The 15841-nt window shown below is 62.4% G+C and carries 14 protein-coding genes and 1 pseudogene; 4 read left to right on the top strand and 11 right to left on the bottom strand.

The annotated features are described in order from the left end of the window. The first annotated feature begins 104 nt into the window (after positions 1-104). On the top strand, positions 105-1220 hold the full coding sequence (locus HX869_RS30360) for a Gfo/Idh/MocA family protein (protein ID WP_177019746.1): 1116 nt from the start codon (positions 105-107) through the stop codon (positions 1218-1220). Between the two features lie 102 nt (positions 1221-1322). Here HX869_RS30360 and HX869_RS30355 read toward each other — a convergent pair whose 3' ends face one another. The 5 genes from HX869_RS30355 to HX869_RS30335 form a co-directional block, all read right to left on the bottom strand. Further along, complete coding sequence (locus tag HX869_RS30355; RefSeq protein WP_178904117.1) at positions 1323-4436, bottom strand: efflux RND transporter permease subunit; 3114 nt, start codon at positions 4434-4436, stop codon at positions 1323-1325. After that, a complete protein-coding gene (locus HX869_RS30350; protein WP_178904116.1) occupies positions 4433-5704 on the bottom strand; it encodes an efflux RND transporter periplasmic adaptor subunit in 1272 nt (423 codons plus the stop codon). The genes HX869_RS30355 and HX869_RS30350 overlap by 4 nt, the downstream gene beginning before the upstream one ends. Beyond that, the gene (locus tag HX869_RS30345) at positions 5697-6935 is read right to left on the bottom strand and encodes a TolC family protein (RefSeq protein WP_178904115.1); all 1239 of its coding nucleotides are present in this window, start codon (positions 6933-6935) and stop codon (positions 5697-5699) included. The genes HX869_RS30350 and HX869_RS30345 overlap by 8 nt, the downstream gene beginning before the upstream one ends. Before the next feature lie 96 nt (positions 6936-7031). Further along, positions 7032-7376 carry a hypothetical protein gene (locus HX869_RS30340; protein ID WP_102369398.1) on the bottom strand — a complete coding sequence of 115 codons (345 nt, stop codon included), beginning with the start codon at positions 7374-7376 and terminating at the stop codon, positions 7032-7034. Between the two features lie 300 nt (positions 7377-7676). Beyond that, positions 7677-8582 carry a hypothetical protein gene (locus HX869_RS30335; RefSeq protein ID WP_003219728.1) on the bottom strand — a complete coding sequence of 302 codons (906 nt, stop codon included), beginning with the start codon at positions 8580-8582 and terminating at the stop codon, positions 7677-7679. A 368-nt stretch (positions 8583-8950) separates the two neighbouring features. On the opposite strand from HX869_RS30335, the gene HX869_RS30330 reads away from it, so the two are divergent. Together HX869_RS30330 and HX869_RS30325 are read left to right on the top strand one after the other, a co-directional pair. Then, positions 8951-9634 carry a response regulator transcription factor gene (locus HX869_RS30330; protein WP_003219726.1) on the top strand — a complete coding sequence of 228 codons (684 nt, stop codon included), beginning with the start codon at positions 8951-8953 and terminating at the stop codon, positions 9632-9634. Continuing rightward, positions 9612-11009, top strand: coding sequence for a cell wall metabolism sensor histidine kinase WalK (locus HX869_RS30325; RefSeq protein ID WP_003219725.1), 1398 nt, complete (start codon positions 9612-9614; stop codon positions 11007-11009). Before HX869_RS30330 ends, HX869_RS30325 begins: the two co-directional genes overlap by 23 nt. Positions 11010-11142: 133 nt before the next feature. Here HX869_RS30325 and HX869_RS30320 read toward each other — a convergent pair whose 3' ends face one another. Genes HX869_RS30320 through HX869_RS30310 form a run of 3 tightly spaced genes read right to left on the bottom strand, consistent with a single transcriptional unit; the run spans position 11143 to position 13407 of the window. Next, a complete protein-coding gene (locus HX869_RS30320) occupies positions 11143-11559 on the bottom strand; it encodes an SRPBCC family protein (RefSeq protein ID WP_102369400.1) in 417 nt (138 codons plus the stop codon). Between the two features lie 29 nt (positions 11560-11588). Further along, on the bottom strand, positions 11589-12386 hold the full coding sequence (locus tag HX869_RS30315; protein WP_003219722.1) for an SDR family NAD(P)-dependent oxidoreductase: 798 nt from the start codon (positions 12384-12386) through the stop codon (positions 11589-11591). A 16-nt stretch (positions 12387-12402) separates the two neighbouring features. Continuing rightward, entirely contained in the window at positions 12403-13407 is a 1005-nt protein-coding gene (locus tag HX869_RS30310) for an aldo/keto reductase (protein ID WP_003219721.1), read from the bottom strand. 118 nt (positions 13408-13525) lie between these two features. Between HX869_RS30310 and HX869_RS30305 the strand changes: the two genes are divergently transcribed. After that, positions 13526-14467 (top strand): LysR substrate-binding domain-containing protein, encoded by a 942-nt coding sequence (locus tag HX869_RS30305; RefSeq protein WP_008435969.1) that lies wholly within the window; start codon positions 13526-13528, stop codon positions 14465-14467. 72 nt (positions 14468-14539) lie between these two features. Here HX869_RS30305 and HX869_RS30300 read toward each other — a convergent pair whose 3' ends face one another. From HX869_RS30300 to HX869_RS30290, 3 genes and pseudogenes are all read right to left on the bottom strand, one after another. Further along, a complete protein-coding gene (locus HX869_RS30300) occupies positions 14540-14749 on the bottom strand; it encodes a YXWGXW repeat-containing protein (protein WP_080673247.1) in 210 nt (69 codons plus the stop codon). A gap of 237 nt (positions 14750-14986) precedes the next feature. After that, positions 14987-15414 (bottom strand): annotated as a pseudogene (locus HX869_RS30295) (periplasmic heavy metal sensor). Next, on the bottom strand, positions 15411-15821 hold the full coding sequence (locus HX869_RS30290; RefSeq protein ID WP_178904114.1) for a hypothetical protein: 411 nt from the start codon (positions 15819-15821) through the stop codon (positions 15411-15413). Before HX869_RS30290 ends, HX869_RS30295 begins: the two are co-directional and overlap by 4 nt. Between the last annotated feature and the right edge of the window lie 20 nt (positions 15822-15841).

Genomic DNA, 15841 nt, shown 5'->3' with positions numbered 1-15841 from the left:
TGAGGTGTGGGCCTTGGAATGAATTTTTATTCTATGTGTTGAGTTTTGGGAATATTTATTCCATAAATAGGCTTCTCAATACAATAATTCGAAGGAACCCGGCTATGCGCGAACTCGGAATCGGCCTGATTGGTACAGGCTTTATGGGGCGTGCCCACGCCTTGGCGTTTAATAACGCGCGGGCGGTGTTTGAACTGCCGGTGAAGCTCACGCTGGCCGCCCTGGCCGATGCCGATACCGAGCGCGCAATACGCTGCGCCGCTGACTGGGGGTTTGCCCAGGCCCATGGCGACTGGCAGCAGTTGATTGACGATCCCAAGGTGGATGTTGTCGCCATCACTACTCCCAACCATTTGCACTACCCCATGGCCATGGCTGCACTGGCGGCAGGCAAGGCGGTGTATTGCGAGAAGCCGCTGGCGGTGAGCCTGGAGCAGGCGGCCGCGATGCGTGATGCGGCGAGCAAGGCCGGGGTGGTGACGCGGGTGGGTTACAACTATCAGCACAACCCGATGATTGGCTTGGCCCGGCAGTTGATCGCCCGCGGTGAGTTGGGGGAGATCATCAGTTTTCAGGGGGAGTTCAGCGAGGATTTCATGGCGGATTCGGCGTCGCCGTGGTCGTGGCGCTGTGAGGTGGGACATGCCGGCGGTGCGTTGGCGGATCTGGGCAGTCATTTACTGTCCATGGCGCGGTATTTGGTGGGGGATGTGGTGAGTGTGTGTGCCGATACGCAAACGGTGCACGGGCAGCGGCCTGCCACCGCCGGGAGTGAGACGCTGCGGGAGATTGCGGTGGATGACCAGGTGCATGCGTTGTTGCGGTTTGCCAATGGGGCACGGGGGACGGTGAGCAGTAGCTGGCTGAAGCATGGGTATAAGAATCACCTGAGCTTTGAGATCAGTGGCACGCGGGGCACGTTGTTGTTTGATCAGGAACGGTTGAATGAATTGCAGCTGTTTCGGGTTGGGCAGGAGGGGTTTCAGCGGGTGTTGGCGGGGCCTTCGTTGCCAGGGTATGCGGCGTTCAGTCCGGCGCCGGGGCATCAGTTGGGGTACAACGAGTTGAAGACGCTGGAGGTGCATGAGTTGGTGATGGCGTTGGCCGGCAAGGGCAGTGACGGGACGGATTTTGCGGCGGCTTGGGAGATTGAGCGGTTGGCCACGGCGATTCGGGTGGCGGCCAAGGAGGAGCGGTGGGTCAGGCTGAATGAGGTCTAAATGTGGGAGCGGGCTTGCTCGCGAACGCGGTGGGTCAGCCACGGCATCTGGCGACTGACACACCGCTTTCGCGAGCAAGCCCGCTCCCACATTTGATTGTCGTTAGCTTTTGGATTTGCGCATTAGCCTATATGCCGCCGGGATGACGAACAGGGATAGCAGCGGCGCTGTGAGCATGCCGCCAATCATGGGGGCGGCAATCCGGCTCATGACTTCGCTGCCGGTGCCACCGCCTAAAAGGATCGGCAGCAAGCCGGCGATGATTACGGCCACGGTCATCGCCTTGGGCCGCACGCGTAATACGGCACCTTCGGTGATGGCTTCCAGCAGGGCCTGGTCCCCTCCTCCCTGGCGTTCGGCCCAGGCGTTTTTCAAATACAGCAGCATGATCACGCCGAACTCCGCCGACACCCCCGCCAACGCGATAAATCCAACACCCGTCGCCACCGACAGGTTGAAGCCCAGCCAGTACAGCAACCACACCCCACCCGTCAGCGCGAACGGCAACGTGGCGAGGATCAGCAGCGCCTCATCCACCCGCCGGAACGTCAGGTACAGCAGCACGAAGATGATCAGCAAAGTCGCCGGCACCACCAGTTTCAGGCGTTCATTGGCCCGCTCCAGGAACTCGAACTGCCCCGAGTAGCTGAGGCTCATGCCCGGTTGCAGTTGCACGTTCTGGTTGATCGCTTCACGCAAGTCCTTCACCACCGACGCCAGGTCGCGATCACGCACGTCAATGTACACCCAGCCGGAAGGCCGGGCGTTTTCGCTCTTGAGCATCGGCGGGCCTTCGCTGACCTTGATCCTGGCCACGGTGCCCAGGGTGATCTGGCTACCCGACGGGGTATAGATCGGCAGGTTGCTCAACGCGCTCACCGAGTCGCGCCATTCTTTCGGGTAGCGCAGGTTGATGGGAAACCGCGCCAAGCCTTCGACGGTCTCGCCGATGTTTTCCCCGCCAATCGCCCCGGAGACAATGGACTGCACATCGGTGATGTTCAGGCCATAACGCGCGGCGGCCGGGCGGTCGATATCCACGTCGATGTAGCGCCCGCCCGTCAGGCGTTCCGCCAGCGCCGAGCTGACGCCGGGCACCGTCTTGGCGACCTTTTCCACGGCCTGGGTCACGGCGTCGATGTCCATCAGGCTGGAACCCGCGACCTTCACGCCGATCGGGCTTTTGACCCCGGTGGCGAGCATGTCGATACGGTTGCGGATTGGCGGAATCCAGATGTTGGTCAGCCCCGGCACCTGCACCACCCGGTCGAGTTCCTTCACCAGTTTTTCCGGAGTCATGCCGGGGCGCCATTGGTCTCGCGGCTTGAACTCGATGGTGGTTTCGAACATTTCCAGCGGCGCCGGGTCGGTGGCGGTTTCGGCGCGGCCGGCCTTGCCGAACACGTGGGCGACTTCCGGCACGCTCTTGATCAAGCGGTCTGTACGTTGCAGCAATGCGCCGGCAGTTTGCGTCGACAAACCAGGCAACGCCGACGGCATATACAACAGGTCACCCTCATCCAGCGGCGGCAGGAATTCACCGCCCAGGTGCGACACCGGCCATAACGCACTGGCGACCATCAGCAGCGCGACCAGCAAGGTCATGCGCGGCCAGCGCAACACCGCGTCGAGGGCCGGTTGGTAGAGTTTGATCAGGCCGCGATTCAGCGGGTTGCGTTGCTCATCGGGAATACGCCCGCGAATCCAGTAGCCCATCAGCACCGGGATCAGGGTCACCGACAACCCCGCCGCAGCGGCCATGGCATAGGTCTTGGTGTAGGCCAGCGGCCCGAACAAGCGGCCTTCCTGGGCTTGCAGGGTGAACACCGGGATAAACGACAAGGTGATGATCAGCAGGCAGAAAAACAACGCCGGCCCCACCTCCACTGCCGCATCTGTGATGACCTTCCAATGCGCCTCCCCCTTCAATTCCTGGTTCGGATGCGCGTGGTGCCAGGCTTCGATTTTCTTGTGGGCATTCTCGATCATCACCACCGCGCCATCGACCATCGCGCCGATGGCAATCGCAATCCCGCCCAGGGACATGATGTTCGCGTTGATGCCCTGGAAGCGCATGACGATAAAGGCAATCAACACCCCCACCGGCAACGAAATGATCGCCACCAGCGAGGAGCGCAGGTGCCACAGGAAGATCCCGCACACCAGCGCCACCACCAGGAACTCTTCGAGCAGCTTGTGGCTGAGGTTGTCCACGGCGCGATCGATGAGTTTGCTGCGATCGTAGGTGGTGACGATTTCCACCCCGGGCGGCAGGCTGGTTTGCAGTTGCTCCAGCTTGGTCTTGACCGCCGCGATGGCCTCGCGGGCGTTCTTGCCGCTGCGCAGGATCACCACGCCGCCCACCGCCTCGCCTTCGCCATCCAGTTCACTGATGCCCCGGCGCATGTCCGGGCCCAGCTGGATCGTCGCCACATCCCCAAGGGTCACCGGCACGTTGTGGGTGTCGAGCCGCAGGGGAATGCCGCGAAAGTCCTCCAGGGTTTTCAGGTAGCCGGACGCACGCACCATGTATTCCGACTCACCCATGTTCAGCACCGAACCGCCGGTTTCCTGGTTGGCCTTGCCGATGGCTTCCACCACCTGGGCCTGGGTGATGCCGCGACTGGCCAGGGCCAGCGGGTCGATCTGCACCTGGTACTGCTTGACCTGGCCGCCGATGGTCGCCACTTCGGCGACATTGGGCAGGGTCTTGAGCTCGAACTTGAGGAACCAGTCCTGCAACGAGCGCAGTTGCGCCAGGTCGTGTTTGCCGGTGCGGTCCACCAGCGCGTACTGGTAGATCCAGCCGACACCGGTGGCATCCGGGCCCAGCGCCGGCTTGGCCGATGCCGGCAAACGCGCCTGCAACTGGCTCAGGTATTCCAGCACCCGCGAGCGCGCCCAATACAGGTCGGTGCCTTCGTCGAACAGCACGTAAACATAGCTGTCGCCGAAGAACGAAAAGCCACGCACGGTCTTCGCCCCCGGCACCGAGAGCATGGTGGTGGTCATCGGGTAAGTGACCTGGTTCTCGACAATCTGCGGGGCCTGGCCCGGGTACGGCGTGCGGATGATCACCTGCACATCCGACAGGTCCGGCAAGGCGTCCACCGGGGTGTTCTGGATCGACCACAAACCCCAAGCCGTCACGAATAAAGTCGCCAACAACACCAAAAAGCGGTTGGCCACCGACCAGCGAATCAACAGGGCGATCATGGCCTGGCTCCCGGTTGCATGCTCATGCCGTCCATGGCCCCCTCATCTGAAAAACTGCCGGACGATTGAGTGATAATTCCCTTCAAACTTGCTTCGGAGTCCAGCAGAAATTGACCGGAGGCCACCACCTGCTGGCCTTCCTGCAGGCCGGCGAGGATGACGGTGTTGTCCTGGTTTTCTGCACCTACCTGGACTTCTACCGGGCGATATCGCCCGCCCTCCTCGGCCACCATCACCAGCACGCGTTTGCCGGTGCGAATCAACGCCTCGCTCGGCAGCAACAGCACCGATTGGCCGCTGGATTGGGCCAGGCGCACCTGGGCGGTCATACCGGGGCGCAACATACCGTCAGGGTTGGGCAGTTCGACCCGAACCTGCACGGTGCGGCTGTCCATGGCAGTTGCCGGCAGAATCGCGGCGACGGTGCCTTTGACGACTTGTCCCGGCAACCCGACAAAACGGCTCTCGACCGTTTGCCCAACGGCCAGCGCGGCGCCCTGGGCTTCAGGCACGGCGACCTGCAGCCACACGGTGCCCAGGCCATTGACCCGCGCCAGGGTTTGGCCCGCCGCGACGGTCATGCCTTCGCGTACGTCCAGGGTTTGCAACGCGCCGCCCAGCGGGGTGGTGATGGTCATCACCGATTGCGCTCGGCCGCTGCGCTCCATCTGCGTGATCAGCCCGGCGGGCATGCCACTCAGGCGCAGGCGCTGGCGGGCGGCGGCCAACAGGCCGGGATCGCTGTGGCGCAGGGCAAGAAACTCTTCCTGCGCGGCAGCCCATTCCGGCACCAGAATGTCCGCCAGGGGCGCCTGGGCCTTGAGCACATCCCCCGGCGCACGGGCGTAAACCCGCTCGACAAATCCGGCAGCGCGCGCCTGCACCACCGCCACATCGCGGTCGTTGAAGGCGAGGATTCCCGACAGCTCAAGACTCGACGCCAGCACCCCACGGCTGACGCTCGCCAGGCGCACGCCGATGTTCTGGGTCAGGCTGGGGTCGATCTGAATCGCCGCACTCTCCTCGGCGCCACCGGCGTAGCGCGGCACCAGTTGCATGTCCATGAAGGGCGACTTGCCCGGCTTGTCGAATTTTTGCTGCGGGTACATCGGGTCGTACCAGTACAGCGCCTTTTTCTCGTCCGGCGCCTGCATCGTCCCGGCCATGGCCGGCTGTGCCTCGCGTGTCTGCGCCAGCCAATAGCCGCCACCCAGACCCAGCAGCAGGACGCCGCCCAACAGGGCCATATTCACGATTCGGTTATTCATTGGCGGGTTCCCCGTAAGCGAAATACAGCTGGGCGCCGGTCAGGGCACGCTGCTCAATGGCGTCAATCTGTTTGAAGCGCGCCTCGACCCACTCGCGGCGGGCGCTGACCACGCTCATCAGGTCGCCCTTGCCCGCGCGATACCCCGCCAGGCTCAGCGACACTTTCTCCTCGGACAGCGGCACCAGGCTGTCCTGGCTGCGCTGCACGGCGCGGTCCAGGCGCTGGTAGTTGGCCAGGTCGTCTTCGAGTTCCTGGGTATGTTCACGGGTCTTGGCTTCGCGTTCGGCGTCCAGTTGGTCGAGTTCGGCCTGCTTGGCGGCGATACCGGGGTTTTGTCGGCGACCGGGGAAGATCGGCAAATCGAAGGTGAATTGCAGGCTGACCATGTCGCCGTACTCACGGCCTCGGTGCTGGTAGTCCACTTCCCAACTCCAGTCCGAGGTCTTTTGCGCCTTGGCCTCGTTCAGCCGGGCTTCGGCCTCGCGGGTGCGCGGTGCAAAGGCTTGCAGAACCGGGTGCTGGTGCAGGTTGTGGGTGAAGCCGGTGGTGTCGATTTTCCAGTTCGGCAATTGCCCGCTGGGGGCTTCACTGGCGGCCGGGCCGATCCAGCGCTTGAGGGCCGCCCGGGCCTGGGCGCGTTGCTGGATCAGCTCATCCTCGCGCTCGGCCAGGTCAGCCGCTTCTTGCTTCGGGATCACCACGTCGGAAGGCTGCCCGCGACCGCCGGCCAGTTGCGCACGCACGGTGTCTTGCAGCAGGCGATTTTGCTGATAGAAGTCCTTGAACAGCGCCTCTTTACGCTCCACCGCATAGGCGCGAATCCACGCCTGGGCGGTGGCCTGACGCACATTCAAGCGCTCGATCCGGCCTTCGGCGGCAGCCGTGTCCACGCTGGCCGACGCCAACTCAACCCGTGCCTTGCGCTTGTCGCGGCTGGGCACTTGTTGCTGGATGCCGATCATTTGCTCGGTCATGTCATCGCCATACAACGTGCCGCGATTGGGCCCGCCGACGGGGAAATTTTGCAGGCCTACTACCAGTTTCGGGTCCGGCAGTTCGCCGGCCGGAATCGCCGCCTGGGTCGCGGCCTGCAATTTGGAGGATTCAGCCGTCAGCGACGGCGCGTTGTTTTGCGCCAGGCGCAAGGCCTCATCCAGGGTCAGCGCAGACGCCAGCGTCGGCCACGCCAGCACGCCCATCACCAGGGCACGCACGCATAGGAAATTCATCTTGAAGTGTCCTGTTCTGTTGCGCTGCGCACCGCTTTACGCGGCCCACAGCAAGGCCGTCCCGGTTCAGGGACGAGTCTTCAGGTGCAACAGGATTCAGCTACGGGGCGGGCGCCAGACGCCGGACGGCGTGCGGTCGGGAATGAAGTCGGAAGAGACGCTGACAACCAGCGCATTGGAAGCAGTCACCGGGGCCTTGAGCACCGGCATCGACAATTGCAGCATGCCGCCGGTCTTGCACTCCTGGCCGGGCTTGCAGCTTTTGCCGTGGTCGGCAGCTGCGCCGTCCTGGCAACAGTCAGGGGCCATGTCGCTCATCATCTGCATGTCGGACATCTGCATCGGGCACGGCTCGGTGCTCGACGGCACACCCGCCATCCCGGTCAGGGGAAGCGCAAGACTCAACAGCAGGACCAGGAAAAAACGCAGATAGCGGCTCATGGGACGGGAGCTTAGCCAAAAGGCGGTTAAGCAACAATTAACAAAATCCGGAGATTTCGCCTTCGCCCGGAATGCAGCAACGACACAAAACAAAATGTGGGAGCGGGCTTGCTCGCGAAAGCGGTGTATCAGCCAGTTCATATGTGACTGATACACCGCTTTTTTCGCCAGCAAGCCCGCTCCCACATGAGGACCGAGCAAGCCTCAGGATCAGTGCATGAAGATCGCGATCAGGATAATGACCGGGATAGGCACACCGAGGAAAAACAGCAGTAATGAGCGCATGACGTTCTCCTTGAATTAACGAACGGAAGTGGTGTGGGGAGTGGTTTCCAGATACACCACGGCATCCCGGCGACGACCACCAAAGGTTGCAGCGAGGCTGGCAAAAAACGCACCGATCAACAGCGCCACGAAAGTCCACAGCGACGTGTAGGCAGCCACTTTTGCAGCCGTGTCGGCAGCCTGCTTGGCTTTCAACTTGGCGTCATCCAGGGCTTTTTGAGCCTGGCCATAGACCTGGTCAACACGCGCCTCGGCATCGGCCTGGCTGAGGTTGGTCCGCTGGCTGATCAACTGTGCAAGGTACGCACGGTCTTCAGGTGCCAACTGACCATTGTTGCTCACGGTACGAGCGAAGATGCGAGCGACCACACCATGCACCGCGTCATCACTGACGGCGGCCGGGCGATCATCACGGAACAGGCTGTCGACGTAGTAGCCAAAGTCTTCGCCCTTGGAGGCAGCGCCAGCCACCTGGCTCATGCCACTGACGGCACCCGAGGCCACACTGGCACCGGCCTTCACACCACCGCTGACCACACTGCTGACCGAACCGACGATCAGCACCGCCGTCACCAGTGTCGCCACGGCCCAGGCCAGGAAGCCATGGGCGGTGTCGCGAAAGTACACCTCATCGCCGTGCATATTGGCCCATTTCACCCGCAGGCGACCGGCGATGTAACCGCCCATCCCCGACGCGATGATTTGCGTAACCGCCAGCCAGACAATGGTAGAAATGCCAAGCCCTTTGGCGCTGATGCCACTGTCGGCCCACGGCGACACCGCCGAAAAGCCCAGGCCGAAGCCCAGCAGTACCAGAATCAAGGACAGCGCAGCCGCGGCAGCGGCCCCGGCAAAGATCGCGCCCCAGGAAACCCCGGAGAGCGTGCTCGACTCTTGCAGCGTGGATGAGGATGTAATCATTGTTGTTTTGCTCCAGGCATGAAAAATAGTGTTACAAGTCTCAAAAGGGACAGTGCAGGCGACGTGCCAGAAGCTCGAAAATTAAAACTTCATATATTTCAATAACTTAATTAAGTTGAACTAATCTGAACCATGCAACTTGCAAGAAATGGCCCGGAGCGGCGGGCGTATTGCATTCCTCGTAGGAAATAACCCGTACGCACGCCGTGGCATGCAAAAAATCCTACACACACAGCGTTCGTTCAGATTCAGCGGGTTATGGTGAATTGTGTCGTTTGTGCCTACATAAATTTTTATTTAGGAAGCGGGCTATCATTTCTTGGCAAAATGCCCGCACTTCAGTGTGAATCGCTCACCAGGTAATCCTTATGACCCGCATTTTGACCATCGAGGACGACGCCGTAACGGCCCGCGAGATCGTTGCCGAGCTGAGTAGCCATGGACTGGACGTAGACTGGGTAGACAATGGCCGCGAAGGCCTGGTCCGTGCCGTCAGCGGTGATTACGACCTGATCACCCTCGACCGCATGCTCCCGGAACTGGATGGCCTGGCCATCGTCACCACCCTGCGCACCATCGGCGTATCCACGCCGATCCTGATGATCAGCGCCCTCTCCGATGTGGATGAACGGGTACGTGGCCTGCGGGCCGGTGGTGATGACTACCTGACCAAACCGTTCGCCTCCGACGAAATGGCCGCCCGCGTCGAAGTGCTGCTGCGGCGCAAAAGCACGGTCAAGGAGTTTGAAACTGCCTTGCGCGTGGCGGATCTGGAACTGAACCTGATCAGCCGTGAAGCCAGCCGCGCCGAACAGCCCCTGAGCCTGTTGCCGACCGAATACAAACTGCTGGAATTCCTGATGCGCAACACCGGGCAAATCCTCTCGCGGATGATGATCTTCGAGGAAGTCTGGGGTTATCACTTCGACCCGGGCACCAACCTGATCGACGTGCACATCGGTCGCCTGCGCAAAAAAATCGACCCGCCGGGCCTCACGCCGCTGATCCGCACGGTACGAGGTTCCGGGTATGTCATTGCTGAACCCCTCTAAAGGCTGGCGCTCTTCCAGCAGCCGGCTGCTGGCGCTCTACAGTTCGTTGTTCGTGGCCTGGAGCTGCATCCTCATGGGCGTGCTGTACTACGAGGTGTCCGGTTACCTGGGCGACCTCTCGCGCCACTCCCTGATGCAGCGCCAGCACCTGTTCCAGCGGTTTGACGGCGAAGAGCTGGTGGAAGCCCTGACCACCAGCATGACCTTCGACATGAAGGGCGTTGACGCCTACGGCCTGTTCGACAATCAGTTCAACCCGATCAGCGGCCCGATCCGCGTGATACCGCCCGACCTGCCAATGGACGGACACATCCACGCCCTGGCCAACTGCATCGACTCCGACGACCCGAAACTGCCGCGCGACAGCTGCGACGCCGTGGCCACCCACACCGAAGACGGCCGCTGGCTGATCCTGGTGCGGGCCAACGGCTCGCTGTTCGGCGTGACGCGGATCATCCTGCACGCCTTGCTGTGGGGCATCACCCTGACGATCATTCCCGGCGCGGCCGGCTGGCACCTGCTCAGGCGGCGCCCGTTGCGGCGGATTCGCGGGATCCAGGCGAGTGCCGAAGCCATCGTGGCCGGCGACCTGACCCACCGTTTGCCATTGTCCGACCGACGCGACGAACTGGACATGCTGGCAGCCATCGTCAACGCGATGCTCGACCGTATCGAGAAGCTGATGAACGAGGTCAAGGGCGTGTGCGACAACATCGCCCACGACCTGCGCACCCCGCTCACGCGCCTGCGGGCACAGCTGTACCGAATCCAGCAACAGGCTGATGAAGACGCGCCCCACGCCCTGCAACTGGACGCGGCCATCGCCGAGACCGACACCTTGATGGCGCGTTTTCGCGGCCTGCTGCGGATTTCCGAACTGGAAGACCATCAGCGCCGCTCGGGCTTCCTGGTGCTTGATCCCCTGCCCTTGCTGCAGGAACTCCACGACTTCTACCTGCCGTTGGCAGAAGAAGGCCAGATGGAACTGCTGCTGCAAGTGCCGGCCTCGTTACCGTGGATCACCGGCGATCGCGCCTTGCTGTTCGAAGCCCTGGCCAACCTGCTGAGCAACTCGATCAAATTCACCCCGCCGGGCGGCGAAGTGATCCTGCGAGGCGTGAACGATGCCGGCAGCACCCGCATCGAAGTGCTCGACTCCGGGCCCGGGATTCCGGCGGCGGAACGTGCGGCAGTGTTCCAGCGTTTTTATCGAGTGGACGAAGGCAATCAACAGCAAGGCGGGTTTGGCTTGGGGCTGTCGATTGTGGCGGCGATCATCAACCTGCACGGTTTCAAACTGGAAGTCGGCAGCAGCGAACGAGGCGGCGCGAAGCTGATCCTCGAATGCCGCCAGCAACTGATGCCCGAAGCCTGAAGCCTGAAGCCTGAAGAACACCACAAAACCAATGTGGGAGCGGGCTTGCTCGCGAATGCGGAGTGTCAGTCAACCCATCTGGCACTGATCCACCGCATTCGCGAGCAAGCCCGCTCCCACATTTGATCTTCATTCAGCCCGGAAAATTACCCCGCAACGCATCCAGCCCGCCGCTGTAGACACCGCTGAACAACTCCTCCACCGCCGCATCCGTCACACCGGCCACCGGAGTGAACACACCCGACCAGGTCACCTTCGCGGAGCTGTCACCCAGCGCCTCAACCTTCAACGTCGCCAGATACTCACTCACCGGAAACGGCGACTCGCTGATCGAATAACTGTAGGTACGCGCCGCATCATCAAAGCGTTGCAGCCGCTCCACCACCACACCACCATCCGCCGTTTGCAGATGACGCACGCGCCCGCCTTCACTCGGCTCGCTCTTGACGATAAAGGGCAGCCAGTCCGGCAGCGAATTGAAGCCGCCGACCAATTGCCAAACCTGTTCGGCCGAAACCGGGATTTCAATAACAGCAGATGCTTTTGCCACGATTAACACTCCAAACCATTCAAGAAAAATCAGATCGCCATGCTGTCGACAACACCGCCGTCGACCCGCAACGCGGCACCGGTGGTGGCAGAGGACAACGGTGAAGCAATGTACGCCACCAGATTCGCCACTTCATCCACATTCGCTGCGCGCTGGATGATCGACGTCGGCCGCGCATTGCGCACAAACACATCCGCCTCGTCCCGCGCACTGCGCCCGGACTTGGCCACGGCGTCCTTGAGCATGTGCTCCAGGCCATCGGTAAAGGTCGGCCCCGGCAGGATCGCATTGACCGTCACCCCGGTGCCCGCCAGGCGTTTGGCCAAGCCATGGGACACCGCCAGGTTGGCGCTTTTGGTCACGCCGTAATTGATCATGTCAGCCGGCGTTGCCACCCCGGATTCCGACGACACAAAGATCACCCGGCCCCAGCCCTGCTCGACCATGCCCGGCGTGTAATGCCGTGACAAACGCACACCGGAGATCACGTTGACCTCGTAGAAACGCGTCCACTCGCTGTCGGGAGCGTCAAAGAAATCGACGTCGTTGAAGATCCCGAGGTTGTTCACCAGGATATCGGCGCGCGGCTCGGCGGCGAACAGCTTTTCAGCGCCCTCGGCCGTACCGAGGTCCGCCACCAGCCCACGCAGATCCGCGCCGGGCACGGCCTGGCGAATGGTCGCCAGCGCCTCGTCGACCTTGCCCGATTCACGCCCGATCACCACCACCGTAGCGCCGGATTGCGCCAGCGCCTGGCTGATGCCCAGGCCTATGCCGGCGGTGCTGCCACTGACGATTGCGACTTTGCCACTGATATCAATTTTCATGTTCGCGTTCCTGTGGTTAGAGCGGCAACGGTGCACGGGCCGAAATCAATCGGGCCTCGCGCAGGGCCTGCCAAAAGGCTGCGGGAATCTTCTCTGACAACGCCGCGACGTCTTCAGCAATGCGCCCCGGACGACTGGCACCCGGAATCACTGCGGCCACTGCCGGGTGAGCCAGGGAGAATTGCAGTGCAGCGGCTTTCACACTCACGCCATGGGCCGCGGCAATCGCCTTGATCTGCTCGACCTTGCTGATGATCGCCGGGCTGGCTTTCTGGTACTCAAAATGTGCGCCGCCCGCCAGGATCCCGGAGCTGTAAGGGCCACCGACCACGATCTCGACGTTCTGCGCCTGGGCTGCATCCATCAAGCGCTGCAAGGCGCGTTCATGGTCGAGCAAGGTGTAGCGACCGGCAAGCAGGAAACCGTCGGGCTGGGCTTCGGCCAGGTCCAGGGTCAACTCGCAAGGCTCGACCCGATTGACGCCCAGGCCCCAGGCCTTGATCACGCCTTCTTCGCGCAGGCGGGTCAGTACTTTGAAAGCACCGGTGCGCGCCTGATTGAAGTAGTCCAGCCATTGATCACCGTAGAAGTCCTGGGCGATGTCGTGAATCCACACGATGTCGAGGCGGTCGGTTTGCAGGCGGTTGAGGCTGTCTTCGATGGAGCGCAGGGTGGCATCGGCGCTGTAGTCGTTGACCATCTTGTTCGGCCGGCCATGTTCAAACACGCCGCTTTTCTCGCCAAGGTCGCGGGCGCTTTCTTCCACTTCATCCAGGATCACCCGGCCGACCTTGGTGCTGAGCACATAGTCGTCACGGTTGTACTTGGACAGGGCCTGGCCCAGGCGGATTTCCGAGAGGCCCGAGCCGTAGAACGGTGCGGTGTCGAAGTAACGCACGCCCTGGTTCCAGGCCGCTTCAACGGTGGCTTGCGCCTCCTCTTCAGGAATCGCACGGAACATGTTGCCCAAGGGGGCGGTGCCAAAACCCAGCACGCCGGGCAGTTTGTCTTTCAAGCTCATGGGGTAAATCCTCAAGATTGTTCAAGGTCGCTGTGTTGACCGTTGAGCAGATCGTAGATTGCAGAGATCGGACCGTCCAAGACATACTGCGACCAACTTGAGTCCCTTAAGGTCTGACATGATCGACTTCCGCCAATTGCGCTACTTCGTTGTAGTCGCTGAAGAAGAACACGTGGGGCGTGCTGCCGAACGGTTGCACATCTCCCAATCGCCCCTGAGCCGGCAGATTGCCCAATTGGAAGAGCGCCTGGGCCTGACCCTGTTCGAGCGCAGCCAACAGCGCATCCGCCTGACCCGCGACGGCCAGACGTTCCTCGCCGAAACCAAGGCGCTGCTGACCCACGCCAACCGCCTGGAGTCATTGGGCCGGCGATTGGGTAAAGGCGAAGAAGGCGGACTGTGCATCGGCTACATCGAAAACGCCATGCACGCGGGGGTGCTGCCCAACGCCCTGAAGGTACTGCGTGACGCGCGGCCCAACGTGCATATCGCCCTGTACAACCTGCCCTCCGCCGAACAGCTGGAAGGCCTGCGCCAACGCAGCCTGGATATCGCTCTGGTGGGTGAACCACCGGCGGCGGATGACCCGGACCTGATGGCATTGCAAGTGCTGGACGATCCGATGCTGCTGGCGCTGCCCGAGCAGCATCCGCTGGCCAGCGTCAGCGAGTTGCTGCCTGAGCATCTGGCCGAGCAGCAATGGATTGGCGTGCAGCGCAAAGCGGGTGCAAACCCGGCGGATGACTTTGTTGCGGCGTGCATTCGGGCAGGGTTTACCCCGCAGATTCCAATGGAAGCCAGCGAGCCGTTTACCGCGTTGGGGTTGGTGGCGTCGGGGCTAGGTGTCGCGATGGTGCAAAAGGGCTTGAGCCGCAATGCACCGCCGGGCGTTGTGCTGCGAGAACTGCCGTGGCTGACCTACACCACGCCGCTGTGGGCGGCGTGGCATCGGATCAACTTGCGGCCGTTGGTGGAGACGTTCAGGAAAGTCCTGACAGAGCCCCTGTCACCTGTGGGAGCCGGGCTTGCCCGCGATGCAGGCACCTCGGTCTGTCAGTAAGACCGCGGTGATGCCATCGCAGGCAAGCCAGCTCCCACAGGGTTTCGGTGTCGCAGTTGAACGTGTGGTGGATCAGTACCGCCAATGCCCCGGCACCCATAACCACTGCCCGTTCCCCCAGCGATAGTGCCCCCGCACCCACTGATACCCTGGCGCCGGCGCCACCGGCACCACCTCGACCAAAGGCGGCGGACGCCGCGGATGAACAGGCTCGACAATACAACCGGACAACGCAGCCGCCATCAACGTGGCGGCCAGCGTAGCTTTGAATAGGCGGGACATGGCACGGTTCCCCAATGAGATTGGCCTTCGCCTGAGTGGCGGGCCTACCCGGGTTAAACGCCGCCACCCGGGAAAATCCGTCGCCCGTCTCGGTTATTAATGCTCGTTCCCACGCTCTGCGTGGGAACGCATCCCGTGACGCTCCGCGTCACCACTGCGCAAGACTTGAACCTTGCATCGCCAATTGGACGCAGAGCGTCCGGGGCGGCATTCCCACGCAGAGCGTGGGAACGATCTTCAGTGGCTCTTGGCGACCTTGCCCTTCGCCTGCCCCTTCATATACAACGCCTCCACCAACCGCTGGCGCTCATCCCGGGGCAAGGTGCTGGCGAACTGCGCCAGGGTGTTGTCCACCAGCGCCCTGAGCGCCATGTCCGCNNCGCCTCCAGTTGCTTGATCACGTCCAGCCGCGCCTCGCGCCCGGCAAGTACCAGCGGCTGGCTGTCGGCGCGGTTCTGGCGCAACAACTGGCGCAGTTCCTTGCGCCGTTCCGGCGGCAGCTTGACCATCGCCTGGCGCAGGCCATGCTGGTTAACCACCGCCTCGGCGGGCTTGGTGTTCGCCAACCAATGGTACAAGCCACCGCCGACACCGCCGATCAAAAACACGTTGAACAACACCGACACAACCAGCAGCGGCTTCAGGTACTTGGGTGACGGGGTCATTGCTCGCTTTCCTCGGCGTTGACGGTGAAGACGACTTCGGCGTCGCCCTGGTCGAAGACACTCGGCAGTACTTCAGGGCCAAGCATGGGCAACGGCACGCTCAACGATGCCACCAGGATTCCGGCGGCGACCCCGGCGATGCCCACGCCAACAAAACCGGCCGGCGACAGCCAGCCGGCGTAGCGCGCCCAGAAGGACTGGCGCTGGGGAAACGATTNNGGGTCGACGGGTGCCAGTTGATAGCCGTCCAGCTGGCCGTCGAGCCATCGCGCCTGATGCAGCACCTCAAGGAGGCTGGCATCGCCTGCATCCAGCAGGGCCTGGGCCTCGGCCTGTTCGGCGCGCGGCCAACGGTGCAAGTGGCCGCCGTAAGCCTCGGCCAATTGGGCAAATCGTTCAGGCGTCATGGTTTTCCCCTTCCTGGGCG

The sequence above is a fragment of the Pseudomonas sp. P7779 genome (assembly GCF_013386315.1).
Taxonomy (GTDB): Bacteria; Pseudomonadota; Gammaproteobacteria; order Pseudomonadales; family Pseudomonadaceae; genus Aquipseudomonas.
The sequence above is the reverse complement of the archived record's forward strand: the minus strand, read 5'-3'. Positions and strand labels throughout refer to the sequence as shown.

Coding starts and splice junctions, on each gene's coding strand:
- HX869_RS30325 (WP_003219725.1), top strand. CDS start 9,612: ATGTCATTGCTGAACCCCTCTAAAGGCTGGCGCTCTTCCAGCAGCCGG.
- HX869_RS30330 (WP_003219726.1), top strand. CDS start 8,951: ATGACCCGCATTTTGACCATCGAGGACGACGCCGTAACGGCCCGCGAG.
- HX869_RS30300 (WP_080673247.1), bottom strand. CDS start 14,749: ATGTCCCGCCTATTCAAAGCTACGCTGGCCGCCACGTTGATGGCGGCT.
- HX869_RS30310 (WP_003219721.1), bottom strand. CDS start 13,407: ATGAGCTTGAAAGACAAACTGCCCGGCGTGCTGGGTTTTGGCACCGCC.
- HX869_RS30350 (WP_178904116.1), bottom strand. CDS start 5,704: ATGAATAACCGAATCGTGAATATGGCCCTGTTGGGCGGCGTCCTGCTG.
- HX869_RS30355 (WP_178904117.1), bottom strand. CDS start 4,436: ATGATCGCCCTGTTGATTCGCTGGTCGGTGGCCAACCGCTTTTTGGTG.
- HX869_RS30335 (WP_003219728.1), bottom strand. CDS start 8,582: ATGATTACATCCTCATCCACGCTGCAAGAGTCGAGCACGCTCTCCGGG.
- HX869_RS30360 (WP_177019746.1), top strand. CDS start 105: ATGCGCGAACTCGGAATCGGCCTGATTGGTACAGGCTTTATGGGGCGT.
- HX869_RS30315 (WP_003219722.1), bottom strand. CDS start 12,386: ATGAAAATTGATATCAGTGGCAAAGTCGCAATCGTCAGTGGCAGCACC.
- HX869_RS30345 (WP_178904115.1), bottom strand. CDS start 6,935: ATGAATTTCCTATGCGTGCGTGCCCTGGTGATGGGCGTGCTGGCGTGG.
- HX869_RS30340 (WP_102369398.1), bottom strand. CDS start 7,376: ATGAGCCGCTATCTGCGTTTTTTCCTGGTCCTGCTGTTGAGTCTTGCG.
- HX869_RS30305 (WP_008435969.1), top strand. CDS start 13,526: ATGATCGACTTCCGCCAATTGCGCTACTTCGTTGTAGTCGCTGAAGAA.